This is a genomic window from Acidithiobacillus sp. HP-2 (genome assembly GCF_015100155.1).
Classification (GTDB): domain Bacteria; phylum Pseudomonadota; class Gammaproteobacteria; order Acidithiobacillales; family Acidithiobacillaceae; genus Acidithiobacillus.
On sequence record NZ_JACKZA010000005.1, the window covers coordinates 16,817 to 33,435 of the forward strand.

The window sequence follows — 16,619 nt, forward strand, 5'->3', positions numbered from 1 at the left end:
TATCTCCTATTCTTCTATCGGTTGTGGAGCCAAATCAGCATTTACATCTCCGTTGGGGTGGTCAATCTGCCCCGGTGTGTACTCTGCAGCTCCAGCGGCATTGCTACCTGCGACGATTCCCGCTTTCTGAAGCATCGCAGTCCAGGCCGATAGAGATACCTCATTCCAGTCCACGTCACCAAGCTGCTGCGGTGTGAAGCCGTTGCAATTTGGATTCTTGGGCGTGCCATAACCACCCGCTACACTGGGCTGACCAATCTTGATCTGGGACGCGATGATCCGGTCCAAAGGAGAGGCGTAACAGCAAAAAATATCTTTGTGTTCCAGGCAGAAGCCCAGGAATTTTTCTGTGCAATAGGTGCCGATATTTTGGCACTTATGCAGCTTACGGCTTTCGCCCAATTCAAACTCTTCTTTTTTACAGGAAGTCATGATTTCCGTAATCATTTGAATAATCTGGAAAACCGAGTAGGCCAACATCAGATCGCCAACCAACCCGGTAATAAACTTAGAGGTGACAAACTGCATAATCTTGTTTTTTATTGCTGTCCCAAAAAGATGTTTCAGAACATAACTAGCTGCTGTTTTGAGCCAACCTTCTACTTGATCTTGCAGGCCGCTCAGTAAACCTTTTGAAGCTGCCCCGGATGCATTAGCCGCATCGTGGGCTACTTTTGCCACATCCCCACCTAATTGCGCTCCCGCACTGGCTCCACCGACGCCAAATGCGTTTTCTACCGCCTCGGACGCACCTTTGAATGCCCCGGTTACATAGCTCCAGCCATCGGATGCCCAGGTGTCAAATTTGCTATAAGCCGTTTCATACCAGCTTCCCTTGCCAAAAAGAAAACCATCCGGACTAATCGCCTTGGATCCGAATATCCATGAGTCCATTGTGGAGTTGTTCGCTACAGACCAGACATTCCTGGTCAACTCAAGATATTGCATCAGACCAGGCCCACTCGCCCCGGCCTGTAATCCCTCCTTACAGCAATTATTGGTAAACACGCCACCAAACGGCCAGGTCCGGCAATAATCCGCCTTCCCCTGAAATATAATCGGCTTGCAGTTTCCAGCCTTGATACTGGTTCCATCGGCGCACTGCATGTTCTGTTCCATCTGCTGAAGCGCCGAGAGCGCGGTCATCGCTTCCGAAAAGTGCAAATCCTGATTCCCAAAGAGCGCATGACATTGGGTACCCATGCACTTGATGGGGCTATTGCAGAGGATGCTCTGCGCGTGCGTATTGGGATTGGTGCCGGTCACGGTCTGGCCGGGATTTATGGTCACGGTCCCGCTCGAAGAGGATCCATTGGTCGGGGTGTATAGCCAGTGGCTATTCGTGTCGATCAAGACCTGACGAGTGCCATTGACGGTGCCAATGATGGTGAGTATTCCCCCTGAAGTATTGTCAGCCGTCGTGCCTGCTTGATCATTGGTGATGTAATACAGAATTTCATCCGGGCCAGGGGCCAGCGTTACGGGTACCGAAACCACTCCGCCCGTTGAGGGGTAGGTCTGTGCTCCAGTGACTCCCTGATCGTCATAGCTCGCCACTTGTGTCCCGTTGATGTCCACCACGCCCTTATCGTTTGCAGCGAGATACAACGTAGCGTCGATGGTTGCCCCTGTTGTATTCGAGTAAGTTCCTTCCATCATGTCGGTCTGACCGTTAGGCACACCCGCACCACAACCGCCTGTGGTCCCATAAATCCATTCCGCATTCGGATCCGGCCAGTCAGCCGCATCAATCCAGCCCGTGCTTGTATAGGTGCTCAAAGGCTCATCGCAGGCCACTGGATTCGACTGGATGCTGGGCGCACTGGTACTGGTTGTCGATACGGACGTGGAAGACGTGCCCGAATTGGCAATATCGAGATTGTTGTTGGTACAGGCGACGTTTTGATAATACTGGCTGAATACCGATGGATTACTCTCGATAAACGGCATCATCTTGTTGATCATGCCCTGATTCGAGGGATTCGCCAGAAACTTATTCAGCATGGGATCCGATGTGTAGCTGTTCAAGCCACCCGGATAGGTAGAGATATTCTCCAGATAAGATTGAGCATCGTTACATTGCCCGTAGATCTCCTGGTATTGCTGGGATGCAGTAGTGGTGTTGGCATAGTTGCTGGATAGGGCTATGGAGCCATTATCCCCGACCTCTGCGGTGCCCGTTGTCTGACCGATCAGGCTGTCAGCTTTGCTGGTCAGACCATTCAGGCTGTCGCTCAGGCTTTCCGCCGCCGCAGGGGACGTAATGCTGGTCGGTAAATCACTGCATTCGTCAGCGACACTATCCAGTGTCCCGGCCCAGGTATCGCCCAGACTGTTCAGAGTCGGCACTCCAGATCGACTTAACAGATTGCAGGCCGGCGCATACTGGTACTGATTATGAATGTCCGGCGCACAGGTGGTGAGCAAGGCATTGCCCGCAGAATGCACATCTGCGAGGGATGTACCGAAATGGTGTATGTTCTCCAGCGCATCCGTGTAAGCTGCATTGCTTCCACTACTTTCTGCATCCTCAATGGAAGCAGATTCCGCATTGAGGGCCGTCTGGCAGACGGTTTGAGCATGGGTGACGGCCCCTATCCCGGTGCTGTCAAAGCTGTTCAGCGGTCCCGGCCAGCCATTCGGACAAGTCGGATCGCTCATCAGGGCGGCATTGGCACTGTCGGCCTGGTTGATGGCATTACCTTGGGTCAATCCCACATTATCCGGTAGGTAATAGCTGGAAGCCCCCGACTCTCCGGGTGTGGGATTGCTTCCCGCAAAGCCCTGCATTTCCTGTTGTCCGGCCCCAGAAGCCGCATCTTCCTGTCCACCCAGCAGCAGGCTATTCCCGAAGTTCACGCCGCCTTGAGCCTGATTGACGAACTGCCCGGCCATGGCGGTTGCCGTGGATTCGTAATAAATGCCGATCCCAAGCATGGCGGCAATAAAGGCCGAGGCTACCGGCCTGCGCCGTGTGGGATGCGCCATCCAGCAAAAGAAAGCCATCAGCCACTCATCCCCGTGTGGCCAATGACGCCCAGGCAGCAGTTGGTCCATTGCCAGACGAGATACACATAGTTGCTTCCCGTTCCCGGCTGGCTGTCCCACTCACCCCACTGAAAAGGTGTTTGCCCCATCCAGTGCGTGCATTCACCCGACTGGGTTGGTGGAGCCTGAATGTTTACGCCACCATTTTGCGCCACGGTACCCTGATTGCTGGCCGCAGGATGAACAACGTTCGCAGGCGGTATGCTGCCGCCCTGTTGCTGCGAGTTGCTGAGATCCGGGGCGGTTACACTGGCATTGGGCTCCTGATTGGTTTCGTCATTCGGGAACATGATCTGGAAGCGATACTGGGCCTTGGGCAGCACATAGGTCCGCCGGGGACCGCACACCACGCTGTTGCCGGTTGTGCGCTCCAGAAATCCTAAGCGGAATCCCATAGCCAGCATCCGGGCTACATCGAGACTGGATGCCTGAATAGGATCATCGCCGCCGAGATTGGATCCGACCATGGGATAGAGCAATCCCCAACAACCTGCAGTCCAGTATTCATCGTCAATGGGCTGTGCGCCGAGGCTTTCTTGAGCGCACTCTTCCGTGGCTCCCAGAAGCCCTATGGGATTGTCATAAAGCAATTCTTCCGGAGAAGCCAGGAACGAAAGCAGATCGTTATTCCAGGTCGGGAACACTTCGCTCATCAGCATAAGATTCATCCCGTGGTAGCCGGTATTGCAATCCGGGATGTCAGCGAGCTGCATCATGGTGATCAGCGGAAAAGTCCAGAGCTGGACGTTGAAAAAGGTACTGTTGTGTTCAGACGTGCTGACACCGGTTCCGACATCGCCGCCCCAGGAGCCAGTCCACTGACTGCCAACCGTAGAACTCGGATCCAGGCTGACACCGCCCAGAACCGGCGAGCAAAACGGATGAGATACCGCCTCGATCAGCATGGATGGCTGCCAGTATCCAATCTGGATACCAATAGTCGGGAGCTGCAGATGCCGCAGACTTCCGCCGCAGATGCAGGTAGCGCCCGAAGCCGCGCCATTGGGCACGCCGGAATTACCGCCGAACCAGGTCATACCGGCCACGCGCAGCGGGAACATGGCTGACCAGCACACGCCGCCGATCAGTTCCTTGAAAATGCCAGCATCCGGGCACATGGTTGCGACCTGTGCGCCAGAGGCCAAGGCAGGAACAGAACAAAGCAGCCCCAGGGCCAGCGATGCGCCCTGTAGCCAGCGACGTAGTGGATTGCTGGTTTTCTTGGGCTTATCAGCAGGCAAGAAAATGGCGGGAGACCCCAACCCCTTGTATCTTTGGATTTCCACGTCCTGATACTCAAGAAAGGAGTTACTCCCATGAAAACGGCTCTTCATCCTTACAACGACAGAAAAGAAGTTACTGTTCAAGCATATACTGCAGAATTTGGACCAAAATTGGATTCTCATGGTCGCCATAGAGAGCGACCCAACGCTCGCTGTCCTGGCTGTCTTGAGCCTTTGATTATCAGAGGGAACGATCGTCCACTTCAGGATCAGATTTTTTCGCATAACAGAAACGAAAATCCACCGTCGTGCCCATTGCGTAACATGGCCGATCACCGATACGCATTCCTGCAGCCAGTCCCAGCGGACACGCAACGTGGACGCCTTTTGCGTGCTGATTTTTTCGCGCACTGGCAAGCTCACTACGGGCACATGCGCCGTCTTCTCAATGGATACATGGACGTTGACGATTTTATAGCGCTGATCAGAGAAGCAGACGCTGATCGCCTTTGGAGCCGTAACCAAATCGAGAAATGGGAAATCACCTATATTTTTCTCGCATGGAAAGAGTGGCCCCCAGTCAGAAACAATAGGGATGAGATATTGCGTGCGGAATGGTTGCGTTTCTGGTTCGACTCCAGGGTGAGGACGTTTGAAGATATATGGATTCGCACTGAGGGTGATCCGAGAATCATAAAAGCCACTTACCAGAATCCAGCTCGTGCCAGAATTCCCTCTCTGCAACACCTGGAAGATACAAGAATTCTCTATATCGACCGAAACTTCCTTCAGGCTAATTATCGTCCCGCCGTAGATTATGTCGTCACGAAATTGCATCAGGCCTTCCCCAATGAAGTTGAAGCACCCTGACAAATCTCAGGGCGGCTCATGGCCCAGGCTTTCGCCTCTGCCAAAGTCTGGAACGGCATCATCTTTTCTTGGCAAACGGGCATATCGTTCCAGAACACCGCGCACAATCCGCCGTATGGCCCGGAAGAGATCACGATCAGATACCCTGGCGCATTTTTCCCAACCCATACGGCGGACATCCATTCCACAAAAACCTCATCCAAACGGTGAGGACGATATGGAATATGGCGTTGATACCATCGTGCCCAATACCCATCAGGGCCACAGGGAACATGATTGCGGGTTTCCTTCGCCTGCAATCTTTGCAAATCCGCAGGATTTAGATGCTTCAACCCTGAAAACAAGGTCATTTCCGCTTCTCTTATTTCCAGAAGCGGAAATACATTTATGGCAGCATCAAACACCGCTTTTTCTTGAATTTTCCAGGGAAGCATAGTCATTTCCTCACAGCCCTAATGACCCATTAAATGTGCTATAGTTATTGCGAAACAGTGGAGTAACTAAATGATGAGTGAAGCATTTACCCCTTGGAATAGCGCCGATTACCTTAAAACGGACGAAGATATAGCGGCCTATTTCGATGCCTGCCTTGAAGATGATCCCGGTGATGGCTCGCTGATTCGACTGGGTTTGCAAAACATCGCCCGCGCTCAAGGTTTGAGCCATCTGAACGAAGAGCAGGTGAATGCGCTTTCCGCAAGCGAAAATGCGTCGTTCGCCGCCGTGCTCAGAATTATAAACAGCCTGGGCCTGCGGTTGCATACGGAAGTTTTGCATTCCTGACACTCTGCTGCTACTCCGCGCCCGCAACCGACTGTTGCTCTGCCTTTCCATCAAGCGAGGCAGAATGCAAAGCCAATCTATTCAAAGCCAATCGCGCAGTTAATCCACCAAAACAATCCTTTAGTTTGCCTTCCGTTACTCGGAATCCTGCGCCTGTCTCGGCTCTGAACTTGTCCAGAAAGGCATCCAGATCATGCCCTTCCTCAGTACCCGATATACCCTTCCAGACGGGCACGTTTTCTATCACTTCAGCATGAGTCAAGATGTTTACTACGTCTTCGTCTGCGACCGAATAACCGCCTTTTTCCAGGGCAGCACAAAGCAGCCTGTAACCAGAAAGCGTATTATTCAGGTAATAATCAGCACCGGGATTGCTTCCCCTGATCAAAGTTGGGAACATCGCCAAGATTTCTTCCTCTGTATGTGCTTTGCTTACAGGAACCTGTTTATCTTCTGCATCCAGTTCAAAAACGATTTTGCCTTTGGCGTTTTGCAGCACGCTTAAAGCATCAGCCAGGGACATCCCTTGCCTCGTTTTTCCAAGAACTACCTGATGCTGATGGTTTCCCGCATTGCAATGAAAATCGAAATAAAACTCGTGTTTCTGACTGGTCATTTCTTCCTCCTTTCCAAAGGTTCTTTCGGAACCGTAATCGACAAAACCTTCCCATCAGGCCGAATCAGCGCCGGTACCCGGTTGATGCCAAGCCTCTGTGCCAAATGTGGGGTAATGCCATAGACGGGGTGCTGCAGACGCTCTACCAGCGCATTTTCTGCCTGCCATGAATCGGGCAGCTCGCTGGCCATCATCACGACATTCGGATAGGTGCTCTCCCAGGCCTCTACCTGGGCAACCTGCCAGGCTTGCGCGGGATTGAACACGATATAGCTCTGGGTCCATCCAAAGGGCATGGCGGTCAGGGGATCGAGGATCTGACCCTTGTGGACCAGAACCTTTCCGGATGGCAGGCGAATCGTCGCGGTAGCGATGATGCTGGGATTGTAGGTGTAGTGACGACCGTTCTTTGAATCCGGCAGCTTATCCCCGATCCGTGAACGGACTTCCTGCCAGTCACGATCCTTGGCCTCTTCTTCCGTTTTTTTCCAGTTAAAGGTTTTAATCTTCTTCTCGAAGACCGAGATCATGTTGGGTTCAGCAATTTTCCACGTTTGGCCGTGAATCTTATGCGGATTCCCTTTCCCGTGATTGATGGCTGTGATCGCCCCGCGTAGGCCATCACCATCCCCGACGATGGCTCCCCATTTCCCGTCCGGAGCATGGTGAATAATGACCGGGGCCAGATTCACATGATGATCCGTGAACTGGATTGGATTGATCTCGACGTTCGCGGTCTTTTTGTACGACGGCATCAGACCGTTGACCTGGCTGATCATGTCCGGCAGGCCTTCGGGCTTGTTGGGCCAGCCGCGCAGCACAAACACCGTGCTCTCAAAGAGCTTTTTGTTGTCGGCCACGGCCTTGAACCATCGCCGCAGTATGCTGTGCGGCATATTCATGGAGATGAACACCAGGGTTTTCGCCTGCATCTCCTCTTTTTTCATCAGGGTATGATCCACATACTCCTGCAGAGCTTTTCCGTGGAGATTGGCGGGAATAACGGGCACCCCGTTTACCCGCTTACGCAGAAACTCCTGCGCCTGGGCATTGGATTCTGCCGCATACTCTGCCGCGTATTGCTGCAGATCGTTTTTCGCGGGCTGCATGAAGGTTTTTTGGGTAGGCGTATCCTGCGCGGAAAGCTGAACGCCGTGCGTTTCCCAATCCGGTGCGGATTGCTTACCCGCCGAACGCATAATCCCATCGGATCGCTGCACGATGGACTGCACCTGGGCCATGTTGACCGCCGGGGTAATCAACGTGCCCCCGCCGGATTCTGGACGCTGTTGGCCAGCACTTCAGCGGATCCTACAGCGGATCCCACGCGCAGCAGATTATGCACGGGGATGGCAGCTTCCATATTCGCCTGTGGAAAATAAATCACCAGAAATGGCGGCTTCATAGGGATCTGACTCAACACCGTTTTATTTCTTGCCGCGAATCGGGATCCGAGTGGAATCGGCGCACCGGCAGGTTGATGATGCAGCACATTCAGAAGCCGGTCCTCGCGGCCTCGATTGCCTGCCGAGAGGATGGCAGGGGCCAGAGGACCAATGGGCACGAGCTTCAACGCCATGACGTTCAATGCGCCCTTTTTCTGCATCTGGCCAGCCTCTCCCATCATCGCTCCCATGACCTTGTAGCCCATCGGGGTGGATGGATTGAAGACGGCAATCATGTAATTCTTGGCCGTCTTGTTTCCGACTGTGATTCCAGAAAGGGAAGCACATTGGAACGCTATCCGGCTGGCTGCTGGACCCTTGAGGATGTCCACCTTGCCGATATACTTCAGGCCATAGCCATTGGTCATGTTGTGACCATTTTCGAGGTTGGCCACCAGGCCACTGATCAGGTATTTCCCATCGGGCGTGAGATAGGCTATGGCTTTGCTGCCATTGTATTCCATCACGATTCCGGTCAGGCCGCCTGGCCCCGGAAAGGTTTTGATGATCTTCCCGGCATGATGCGAGGCCAGCACATGCGCGAGCAACGCGGTCGGCGCAGCTATCGCCTGGGTTGCCACGGTCAGCATCCCTGCTGCCAGGAATCCAGATAATGTTTTTCGCCAGGGAAAAATACCCACAAACAAGCCCCTATGTTGTAGTGTATTTAATTATCTTACATGATCTCTAAAAATTCTCCAAGGCACCCTATCCAGCGCAGCTTTGGGTGTAGCAGTTCACGATTGGACCGGAAGGGGGTGGCGACAAAGAAGAGGGAGAAACTGTTTGTACCTGATACCAGGACTTTCCTCCGGTAGTTGAGTAAACGGTTTTGTTGGAGCCTTCCACCTGATCAATCGTCCCACTTGGATTCGGTCCGTACTCCTCCTGTGCTGATGAAGACTGTGGAAAATTATGAACAGTTACCGAAAGGGTATTTTCTCCTGGCTGGAGAACAATAGGTATTTGTTGCACCTTATCGGAATTGTTTCCGTAACCCACCTGCACCCCATTCAGGTCGTACCAACCCTGGTTATCACTCTCTGCAAACCAATAGACGGTTTTGGGTTTTCCTGTGGGATTATCTATCTTCGTTTGGTATGTATAGAAGGCGGCCCCGTTAATATTCCCTTTAGAAAAACCTACAGTTGGCCCTATCCATTTCGATTTGTCGTTTTCAAAATATATCGGGTCTTGACAAGCCTCGGCACTGGAATTCCACGAGGATTGAGTGCATGTTGCGGAGTATGCGGGCTTTGCATTGTTCGGAATAGAACTACAAATTGGTGTTGCGTCCTGAACCTGAGTAGAAAAACTGCATGAACAGGTGTTGCTTGATGTCGCATAACCTTGGAGGTTTCCTTCACAAGACGAATAATACGTCTGGCACTGTGGCGTAGCCGACCTTCCATTACACGAACAATCTTCTCCCGTTTGCTCGTCTGTATTAAACAGATTGTTTTCGCACACCCGCGTATTCGCCGCATAGTGTTCTTGCTGGGCAAACTGCGCTCTGACCACGGCACAGTCTTGATCCCAGTGGAACATACTCTCGATAATCGGCACGCCGTAGTACATGGCGAGTGCTCCACCAATGACATACGGAATGGCCCCGGACCAGCGTAAATACACCATAAGCCCTATGGCGAAAACCAAGCCTGCGCCGAGGACAGCCATCCCCAGGCCGCCCTGTGCCCAGCCCTGGAATGTGCAGATCATCGGAGAAAAACCCAGCATCTTAGTATCCTATAAGGCCCAAGCCCTTCCGGTGATGTTTTTCGCGGGCACCAATCCCCAGTAACGACCGTCATAGGAACCGGGTGTGACGCCCATCAACAGGTATTTCCCTTTGGGAATGGTGATCGTCTGCGGTGACAACACCTTCAAGTGTTTGTAATGCACCCACGGCATCAGCCAGCGTTTGCCCCAGTAGCGATAAGGACCGGAAGGACCAGCAATCCAGATGCTATCGGGCTTGATTTTCACCCGGTCCCCTGGAACCCCCACGACCATTTTCACCACTTCGATCCTTTGTCCACCGGAGATGATGTTGATCTTCCGGTCATGAAACAGGACCAGTTCACCAGGCTTCGGATCTGTCTGCCCGTACTGCACCAGGAAGTTCGACCAGGGCAGGCAGGACTGGTACTGCGGATCTATGGAAATGCCGTAGTGCATGGCGATACCCGGCCCCAGAAACATGCCGAGAAACACGGCAACGGCCCCCATGCCCATAATCAGGATGAATTTCGATTTCAGCGTCAGTCCGCTAGTCATCCCGCCCCTCCAAAATCCTGGGCCAGTCGCGCCTGTACGATCTTTTCCACCTGTGCGGTTACGTTGTTCGTTTCCGGCGCGGCCAGCACGTTGCGCGAAAGCACCAGATCGCCACGACGCGCATAGTTTGCGGCGACTGCTTGTATCGTCTGCCCGATAACATGCCCCATTTCTGCGGCTTCATGACGGGTCAACGCGCCATTCTCCACCTGCGATTTGATGACATCAGCCATGATCTTTCCGGTATTGATATACACCACCGGCACACTGCGCGGGCCACCGCTGACTGCCGCTGCACGGGAATGCTCGCCCCCTGCCATCAGATCGGAGAGTGTGCCGGACTGCACCAGAAAAGAGATACCCCCCGCAGCGACTACACCGACCAGCAACATGATGGGATAGGCAAAACGCTCCCGAAAAGAGGGCTTTTTGTTGGGCGTCGCATTCTGCGGGTTTGCTACTTCCGCCGAAGATTCTGCTGGATCAGTTTTGTTGGTTAAAAGATCTTCCATTTGCGCCTCTTTCTGCCCGATTGTGTTGTATCCGCTTGCGATACCTTCTCTTGATCTGCTTTTTGCTGATCCATCTGATTTTCCAAATCCGTGATGGATTTGAGGTAGTCCAGATCCTCTCCCTTGGCATCGTTCGGATCGTTTTCTTCAGGAGCCAATTCCTGTTTGGCGATATAGGTTTTCTCGCGGTCCAGAAAATCCCGAATAGCCTGATCCGGCGATACACCGCTTCGCATGGCGGCAATGACATCCTCCTTTTCCGGCCCGTCTGTGGCGTACAGCACCCGGCGATACGGATCGAGCTTCAGACGCCCTACCCCCATCTGGTCTTCGCTCATGATGAAGCATTCTGCGTACTCGCCGGTTTTTCTCAGGCTTCGCATCATTTCATAAGCGGATGTCCCGACGGAGAAGAGCTGATCTTTCTCAAGCTGGGCCAATACATCCTGATGTTGCTTCATCACCAGAAAATGTGCGGTTTGCGAAGCAATAACCCGCGTGTAATCGTTCATATACAAGTCCCGCAACCCTTGCAGGCCCAATCCCAGGGAACCGCGATTCTTGGCAACGCGCCGCGAAAGGCCTTCCAGAAACTTTGCAGCCGTGGGTATCTGCAACAGGACACTGGCTTCATCGACGAACAGTATCCGGCGGCGATGTTCCCCGTCGGCATCACCCCGCCCGATTTCCCGGCCAATGGCGAACATCATCTGCATGAGAACCACCATCAACAGATGCTTGCGATTTTCCAGTTCCTTGAGTTCCAGATTGACGAATCGGCCATTGAGATCGACGTTCATCGGCTGGTTGAACCAGTGTCCATAAGCCCCGTGGTCGGTGAAACGATGGAGCATCTTGCCCATCTCCATGGCACGAGGATCGTTGTCCTGGGCCACCAGATATTCGGCCATGTGGGTTGGGGTCGCATCTTTGCCCATGTTGCCGAAGATGGATTCGATGGCCAGTTCGATGATGTTCAGGTCGCGGTCGCTCAACTGGCCGCTGGGAGAGATCATGGTCCCGAAGATGCCGACCAGTTCATCCATTTCATCGTGCAGATTTTCCACCACGGTAAAGGGATTCAGTCCGATCTCCATATCGGGACGCAGATCAATATGATCGCCACCAAACATGGTGCAAAGTTTTTCAAAGGACCGGCCAATTTCGATCACCCAGGCCTGAGCACCGAGGCTGAGTTGATCCGTGATGAGCTGCTGTGCAGTCACGGACTTGCCGGAACGGGTACGTCCGGCCAGCACAAAGTTATATCCGGACTCGGAAGCATAGAGATCAAATAAGAGCGGGTGCCCACGGCGCGTTATGAAGATGGTCCCTGCACCGGGTACCGTCATGCGTTGATTGTCCTGCACGTTTCCGGTCCAATCCACCAGAAGCGGCGCACAGACCGCTGCCTGCGCGGTCGTTCCGGACAGCATCCGCTTGGTCATGAACAGGCTTTGTTCATCCGGAAACAACGGGAGCGCATTGAGGAACATGGGCAATGCAAGGAAATTATCTTCCAGAAAAGTGAAACCGCCTTTAGCTCCGTTGGTAATAAACGCTTTGGCGGCTTTGTCGGCTTCCTCCTGGGTTTTTCCCCAGATAATCCCCGTCAGATTCATTTCCAGCGCATGTTCGCCGCTATCCAGCGCGTTAATCAGGAAGTCGATGCCCTCTTTTCGCATTCCGAGGCGAGGCGACCACTTGGCCATGCGGCCCCGTGCCTGCATGTTGGTGATCACCTGCTTGCTGTTCAGTTCATTCCGTTTTTTCACCTGATCTGGCAAGCGGACGGTCAACACCACGGCGGTTGGCGTGAGGAGTTGGCCCCCCTTACCCAGTGGATCCCCCATCAGGAAATTCGTGGAAGCCACACTGATAGGTCGGGTGAAACTTTTGATCGAAAGCACCTTGATCACATCGCTCATGCCGTCGCCATGCTGGATAGAGAACAGATCGGAGCGATCATCTACGGCGTCACCCGGCCCCAATATCTGATCCCGCAAAAGCTGATGAGGATCCTCTCCGTCAAACCAGTTCCCCCGGATATGTACGAAGCGCCGCCACAGGGCGAGAGTTTCCCCTCTGGAAAGACGCTGCGGCGCAAAGCTGTTCATACTCGACTGAAAGGAGGTGATTCGCTCGTGGACCATCTGAATCTCGGCATCGGTCGGATATTCCGCTACAGGCATCTTGATGGCGATATAGACCTGGCTCTCTGTCAGCGGCACGCCAGAATCCCGGAAGACCGGCTCTTTCGCCGCATGATAACTGTCAAAGTATTCAACAGTCTTTTGGGTAATCCCATGGAGCAGGCTGCGCTGTTCTTTGGTTAATCCGGTATCATGGCCTATGGCGCTGCGTGCAGACTGGTATTGAAGCATCTGTTGCTGCACGTCCGGAACATTCATCCCGATAATCTGGATAAAGGTGTCCGGGGGCAGATTCATGGACCAGGCCGATTCCAGTTCATTAGTAATGCTGTCATCCATGCCCGAAAACAGGTTGCAGGCCATCACACAACCGACATACCCATGCGCCATGTAAACCAGTTTGAAATTTTCGTCCCAGGCATACCAGGGAAAGAGCGTATCGAGACTATGCCGTTCCAGCAGCCGATACAGTTGGTCGTTCAGTGTCGTGCTCAAGGCTGTCCCCCTAACCGGTTTTCAGAAATACACCGCGACACCAGCGCATTGGCCATCTGGAAAAATTCACTGTAATTGCCCTGCACGTCGCCGGGATTCAGGACGTAATGGCCGCAAATAATGAGCGAGGGGGTTTTGCGGATCCTGGCTTTTGCCATGATTTTCACGTCCCGAAAAACCATGTGTTTGACGGGCTCCAGATGGATGCCGATGGCAAAAACATTCGCAGGCACCCCGACATCCTCTGCAGCAATCCGATAGGTATCGAGACTCCAGTAGGGCGAATGACGATCCTGAACTTCGGCAAAAGCCGCATCATCAAAACGCGGGAGCAAAGCGGGGTTGTAGCCTTCCACGGTAAAAAAAGCGCGAGTCATGGGGATCCAGGACTTACCCACTGCTGCGGGCATCTGCTGAAAATGCACATCACTGGGCAAAGTTTGCGCCCAGCGCAGAATTTCACCATTCAGTGCCCGACAGAACGGGCATTCATAGGCCATCGCCTCGATCACGGCACTGTTCATCCCGGTAAGATGTACGGTACGGTAGGGCTGAAAGTGGGGCATGGCATGACCCGCAGATCCCGACATTCCCATCCCTGCCCCGGCCATACCCGCAGAGGAATCCAGACTGCTCAGACCATCCAGACTGTCCATCGCCCATGCCGGTGCCGCGCAAACCAGACCGATGCACAGGATGAACGCGCTGATTTTGTGATTATTTTTAATCTTCGACATCCGACAACCCCGCAATCAAGGCCTTGCTATTAGTGATCCCCTCATGCACCAGACGGCATCCCCAGGTAATGAGCGGCGCGAATTGCGGCTGTTTCTGGGCTGCCGCAAGCATGGCTTCCTCATCGCCCAGTACGTTCCGATAGGCTTTGTCATAACGGATTGCCTCGAAGAGTACCCGGCGCAAAGCGTAGCCGGGTGTGGCGTGGCAATGATCGCAGCCGTTGCCGATCATCTCCGAATCAGGAACCGCTACACCGCTACCCTCAAAGATTTCCGGATGCTGGACGGGCTGCGCCTGGGCGCAATGTGGGCATACGCACTTGATGATTCTTTGCGCGAAGACAACGCGAATTGCGGCTTTCATGAGATGGATCGGCAGGCCCAGATCTTTCAGCCGCGTATAAACGCCGTTGGCGGAATTGGCATGAATAGACGCCAGTACCTTGTGTCCGGTAATGGCCGCCCGCACTGCCATTTGCGCGGTTTCTTCGTCGCGTATTTCGCCAATCAGAATATCATCGGGATCCTGACGCATCATGGCGCGAATCGCGCTGGCGAAAGACCGCCCGGTTCCGGATCCTACGGGGATTTGCTGGATACCCGGCAGAACAAATTCCACCGGGTCTTCAGCGGTAATAAATTTGTTATCGGGACGACTGATCGCGCCGATCCCGGCATAGAGTGTGGTGGTCTTGCCGGATCCGGTGGGTCCACCGGCAATGATGGCTCCTTCTTTCTGCTGCAGCGCCCAGCGATAGAGATCCTGAACGGCTGGCGGCATACCGAGTTTTTCAATCGGCATCCCTGCGTTTTTGGAGTCCAGTAACCGGCATACGGCAGAAACGCCATTCACCGTCGGAACGATGTTCAGACGCACTTCTACGCGCCGGCCTTCAATTTCCTGCACGAACCTGCCGTCCTGCTCTTTGCGGGTTTCATCGACGGGGAGCTTGGACCGATAGCGGAGCTTCGCCAGAAGCAGGATGGCTTTGTGTGGGGAGATCACCTCCAGTTCGGCCAGTGTTCCGCGAATCCGCGCACGAATCCGCATGGATTGATCCAGTTGGGTTTCAAAATGCAGATCCGACCAGCCCTCCTCCGCCCCCTGATAGAACAGATCATTCAGCAGACTGACGACCGGGCCATCCCGGTCGCTGGTGGAGATAAAGGCATGTGATTCCTGTGCCATGAGTTAGCCCCCAATCCCTTGCACAAAGGCTTTGGTATCTTCCGGCATACCGGGATTCACGGCCCAGTGTCCCTGAGCATTTTGATACACCAGGAACGGGGTACCGTTGATACCGTGATGACTCATCCAGGCGGTATTTGCCTGAATATCCTTCTGATCATTGGCCGGGATTTTGGCCAGCGGCACGATGCCGCCCTCTTCTTCTGGCACGTTGAAGTGAGCTTCGTCATAGGCCCAGGCTTTGGCCGGGTTCTTTGACGCAATAATCGTTTCCGCCTTGGGTGCCGAAGAGGGCTTCAGGAATCCTACGGGGATCAGGTGGATTTTGAGTTCCCCTTTATCTACATAAGGCAACAAGTGCTCATAGGTCATGTGACAGAAAATGCAGTTGGGATCCCCGACGAACCAGATTTGTTTGGTCGCCTTGGGACTTCCAATCAGGAAATTCGTGGTCTTTTCGACCGCCTTGCCCATCGCTGACGGGGAGATCTTTTGGGGCAAATCCGTTTTCGGAAGATATTGATGGGCATAGGCGACCGACAGGTTATGGCCTGCCTTGTCGAATACCCCCCCCATAAAAACATATTTGCCGTTTGGACTGGTGTACATTACGAGCGCATGTCCTGGCGAAAGCTGCACGGTATAGCCGTTGAGCCCCGCTTTTGCGCGAAACGTGCGAAGAATTTTCGCCTGACCGTGGCTCATAGCCACAATGGTCTTGGCTCCAGCCTGATAACTATGCGGTATGGTTCCCGCCATCGCCCAGGCAGACGAGGTGAGAAGCAGGCCGGCGGCGAGGCCGCCGACCAGGGACCGCGCTGGTCCCAACCGCATTAGAGCAATCCGGTCATGTGTGCGCCGTGAACCACGAGGGTTTTGGCAACACTGGCACCACCCGTAGCGGAAAAGATGCTGACCAACACCGGAATACCGTAATACAACGCCACGGCACCACCGACGACGACGGCGAGGACTGTTCCGCGACCGGTGAAGACCATGCTGGCCACACCGAAGATCAAGCCACCAGCGACGATGGTAAGCCCCAGATCGCCCTGCGCCCAACCTTCAATTCGTTTCGCTATGTCTTTGAAAGACGCACCACCCGTACCGGCATGGGCCATGACCAGCATCGCCAGCGCCGTGATGAACAGCGACACGACGGCGATGACCACCTTTTTGTTGCTCAGAAGACCATTCACCTTCTCCATGAACAACTGATACCGCATTGCGGTTGACTGCATTGTTGCTTCCATAAAATCCTCCTAAAAAAG

Annotated in this window: 16 protein-coding genes; 2 read left to right on the forward strand and 14 right to left on the reverse strand. The window is 53.7% G+C overall.

Annotated features, from left to right (window positions below; translation table 11 throughout):
• Window positions 1–6: 6 nt before the first annotated feature.
• Window positions 7–3,006, reverse strand: a complete 3,000-nt coding sequence (gene traN / locus H7F11_RS04835) for a conjugal transfer protein TraN (RefSeq protein ID WP_193650044.1) — start codon at window positions 3,004–3,006, stop codon at window positions 7–9.
• A complete protein-coding gene (locus tag H7F11_RS04840; RefSeq protein ID WP_319803339.1) occupies window positions 3,006–4,334 on the reverse strand; it encodes a TraU family protein in 1,329 nt (442 codons plus the stop codon). Before H7F11_RS04840 ends, traN begins: the two co-directional genes overlap by 1 nt.
• 30 nt (window positions 4,335–4,364) lie before the next feature.
• Here H7F11_RS04840 and H7F11_RS04845 point away from each other — a divergent pair, with 30 nt between their 5' ends.
• The gene (locus tag H7F11_RS04845; RefSeq protein ID WP_193650045.1) at window positions 4,365–5,141 is read left to right on the forward strand and encodes a hypothetical protein; all 777 of its coding nucleotides are present in this window, start codon (window positions 4,365–4,367) and stop codon (window positions 5,139–5,141) included.
• Here H7F11_RS04845 and H7F11_RS04850 read toward each other — a convergent pair.
• Window positions 5,108–5,575, reverse strand: a complete 468-nt coding sequence (locus tag H7F11_RS04850) for a hypothetical protein (protein ID WP_193650046.1) — start codon at window positions 5,573–5,575, stop codon at window positions 5,108–5,110. The genes H7F11_RS04845 and H7F11_RS04850 overlap by 34 nt on opposite strands.
• A 70-nt stretch (window positions 5,576–5,645) precedes the next feature.
• Between H7F11_RS04850 and H7F11_RS04855 the strand changes: the two genes are divergently transcribed.
• Window positions 5,646–5,924 (forward strand): DNA-binding protein, encoded by a 279-nt coding sequence (locus H7F11_RS04855; protein ID WP_227485261.1) that lies wholly within the window; start codon window positions 5,646–5,648, stop codon window positions 5,922–5,924.
• A 10-nt stretch (window positions 5,925–5,934) separates the two neighbouring features.
• On the opposite strand, the gene H7F11_RS04860 is transcribed toward H7F11_RS04855, so the two are convergent.
• From H7F11_RS04860 to H7F11_RS04910, 11 genes are all read right to left on the reverse strand, one after another.
• Entirely contained in the window at window positions 5,935–6,540 is a 606-nt protein-coding gene (locus H7F11_RS04860; RefSeq protein WP_193650047.1) for a hypothetical protein, read from the reverse strand.
• Window positions 6,537–7,802: a TrbC family F-type conjugative pilus assembly protein gene (locus H7F11_RS04865; RefSeq protein ID WP_193650048.1), complete on the reverse strand. Its 1,266-nt coding sequence runs from the start codon at window positions 7,800–7,802 to the stop codon at window positions 6,537–6,539. Before H7F11_RS04865 ends, H7F11_RS04860 begins: the two co-directional genes overlap by 4 nt.
• Window positions 7,799–8,626: a hypothetical protein gene (locus H7F11_RS04870; protein WP_319803340.1), complete on the reverse strand. Its 828-nt coding sequence runs from the start codon at window positions 8,624–8,626 to the stop codon at window positions 7,799–7,801. Before H7F11_RS04870 ends, H7F11_RS04865 begins: the two co-directional genes overlap by 4 nt.
• Before the next feature lie 67 nt (window positions 8,627–8,693).
• Entirely contained in the window at window positions 8,694–9,722 is a 1,029-nt protein-coding gene (locus tag H7F11_RS04875) for a hypothetical protein (protein ID WP_193650049.1), read from the reverse strand.
• A gap of 9 nt (window positions 9,723–9,731) precedes the next feature.
• The gene (gene lepB, locus H7F11_RS04880) at window positions 9,732–10,262 is read right to left on the reverse strand and encodes a signal peptidase I (RefSeq protein WP_193650050.1); all 531 of its coding nucleotides are present in this window, start codon (window positions 10,260–10,262) and stop codon (window positions 9,732–9,734) included.
• Complete coding sequence (locus tag H7F11_RS04885) at window positions 10,259–10,774, reverse strand: hypothetical protein (protein ID WP_193650051.1); 516 nt, start codon at window positions 10,772–10,774, stop codon at window positions 10,259–10,261. Before H7F11_RS04885 ends, lepB begins: the two co-directional genes overlap by 4 nt.
• Window positions 10,759–13,422: a type IV secretion system protein TraC gene (gene traC, locus H7F11_RS04890; RefSeq protein ID WP_193650052.1), complete on the reverse strand. Its 2,664-nt coding sequence runs from the start codon at window positions 13,420–13,422 to the stop codon at window positions 10,759–10,761. The genes H7F11_RS04885 and traC overlap by 16 nt, the downstream gene beginning before the upstream one ends.
• On the reverse strand, window positions 13,419–14,159 hold the full coding sequence (locus H7F11_RS04895) for a disulfide bond formation protein DsbA (RefSeq protein ID WP_227485262.1): 741 nt from the start codon (window positions 14,157–14,159) through the stop codon (window positions 13,419–13,421). The genes traC and H7F11_RS04895 overlap by 4 nt, the downstream gene beginning before the upstream one ends.
• Window positions 14,146–15,348, reverse strand: coding sequence for a GspE/PulE family protein (locus tag H7F11_RS04900; RefSeq protein ID WP_193650053.1), 1,203 nt, complete (start codon window positions 15,346–15,348; stop codon window positions 14,146–14,148). Before H7F11_RS04900 ends, H7F11_RS04895 begins: the two co-directional genes overlap by 14 nt.
• 3 nt (window positions 15,349–15,351) lie before the next feature.
• On the reverse strand, window positions 15,352–16,182 hold the full coding sequence (gene dsbG / locus H7F11_RS04905; RefSeq protein ID WP_193650054.1) for a thiol:disulfide interchange protein DsbG: 831 nt from the start codon (window positions 16,180–16,182) through the stop codon (window positions 15,352–15,354).
• Entirely contained in the window at window positions 16,182–16,589 is a 408-nt protein-coding gene (locus H7F11_RS04910) for a conjugal transfer protein TraA (protein ID WP_227485263.1), read from the reverse strand. The genes dsbG and H7F11_RS04910 overlap by 1 nt, the downstream gene beginning before the upstream one ends.
• Window positions 16,590–16,619: the final 30 nt, after the last annotated feature.

What these genes read in the sequence shown, in the direction of transcription:
- traN (WP_193650044.1), bottom strand. Translation starts at nt 3,006, where the DNA reads ATGGCTTTCTTTTGCTGGATGGCGCATCCCACACGGCGCAGGCCGGTA.
- H7F11_RS04845 (WP_193650045.1), top strand. Translation starts at nt 4,365, where the DNA reads ATGAAAACGGCTCTTCATCCTTACAACGACAGAAAAGAAGTTACTGTT.
- H7F11_RS04850 (WP_193650046.1), bottom strand. Translation starts at nt 5,575, where the DNA reads ATGCTTCCCTGGAAAATTCAAGAAAAAGCGGTGTTTGATGCTGCCATA.
- H7F11_RS04855 (WP_227485261.1), top strand. Translation starts at nt 5,646, where the DNA reads ATGATGAGTGAAGCATTTACCCCTTGGAATAGCGCCGATTACCTTAAA.
- H7F11_RS04860 (WP_193650047.1), bottom strand. Translation starts at nt 6,540, where the DNA reads ATGACCAGTCAGAAACACGAGTTTTATTTCGATTTTCATTGCAATGCG.
- H7F11_RS04875 (WP_193650049.1), bottom strand. Translation starts at nt 9,722, where the DNA reads ATGCTGGGTTTTTCTCCGATGATCTGCACATTCCAGGGCTGGGCACAG.
- lepB (WP_193650050.1), bottom strand. Translation starts at nt 10,262, where the DNA reads ATGACTAGCGGACTGACGCTGAAATCGAAATTCATCCTGATTATGGGC.
- H7F11_RS04885 (WP_193650051.1), bottom strand. Translation starts at nt 10,774, where the DNA reads ATGGAAGATCTTTTAACCAACAAAACTGATCCAGCAGAATCTTCGGCG.
- H7F11_RS04895 (WP_227485262.1), bottom strand. Translation starts at nt 14,159, where the DNA reads ATGTCGAAGATTAAAAATAATCACAAAATCAGCGCGTTCATCCTGTGC.
- H7F11_RS04900 (WP_193650053.1), bottom strand. Translation starts at nt 15,348, where the DNA reads ATGGCACAGGAATCACATGCCTTTATCTCCACCAGCGACCGGGATGGC.
- dsbG (WP_193650054.1), bottom strand. Translation starts at nt 16,182, where the DNA reads ATGCGGTTGGGACCAGCGCGGTCCCTGGTCGGCGGCCTCGCCGCCGGC.
- H7F11_RS04910 (WP_227485263.1), bottom strand. Translation starts at nt 16,589, where the DNA reads ATGCAGTCAACCGCAATGCGGTATCAGTTGTTCATGGAGAAGGTGAAT.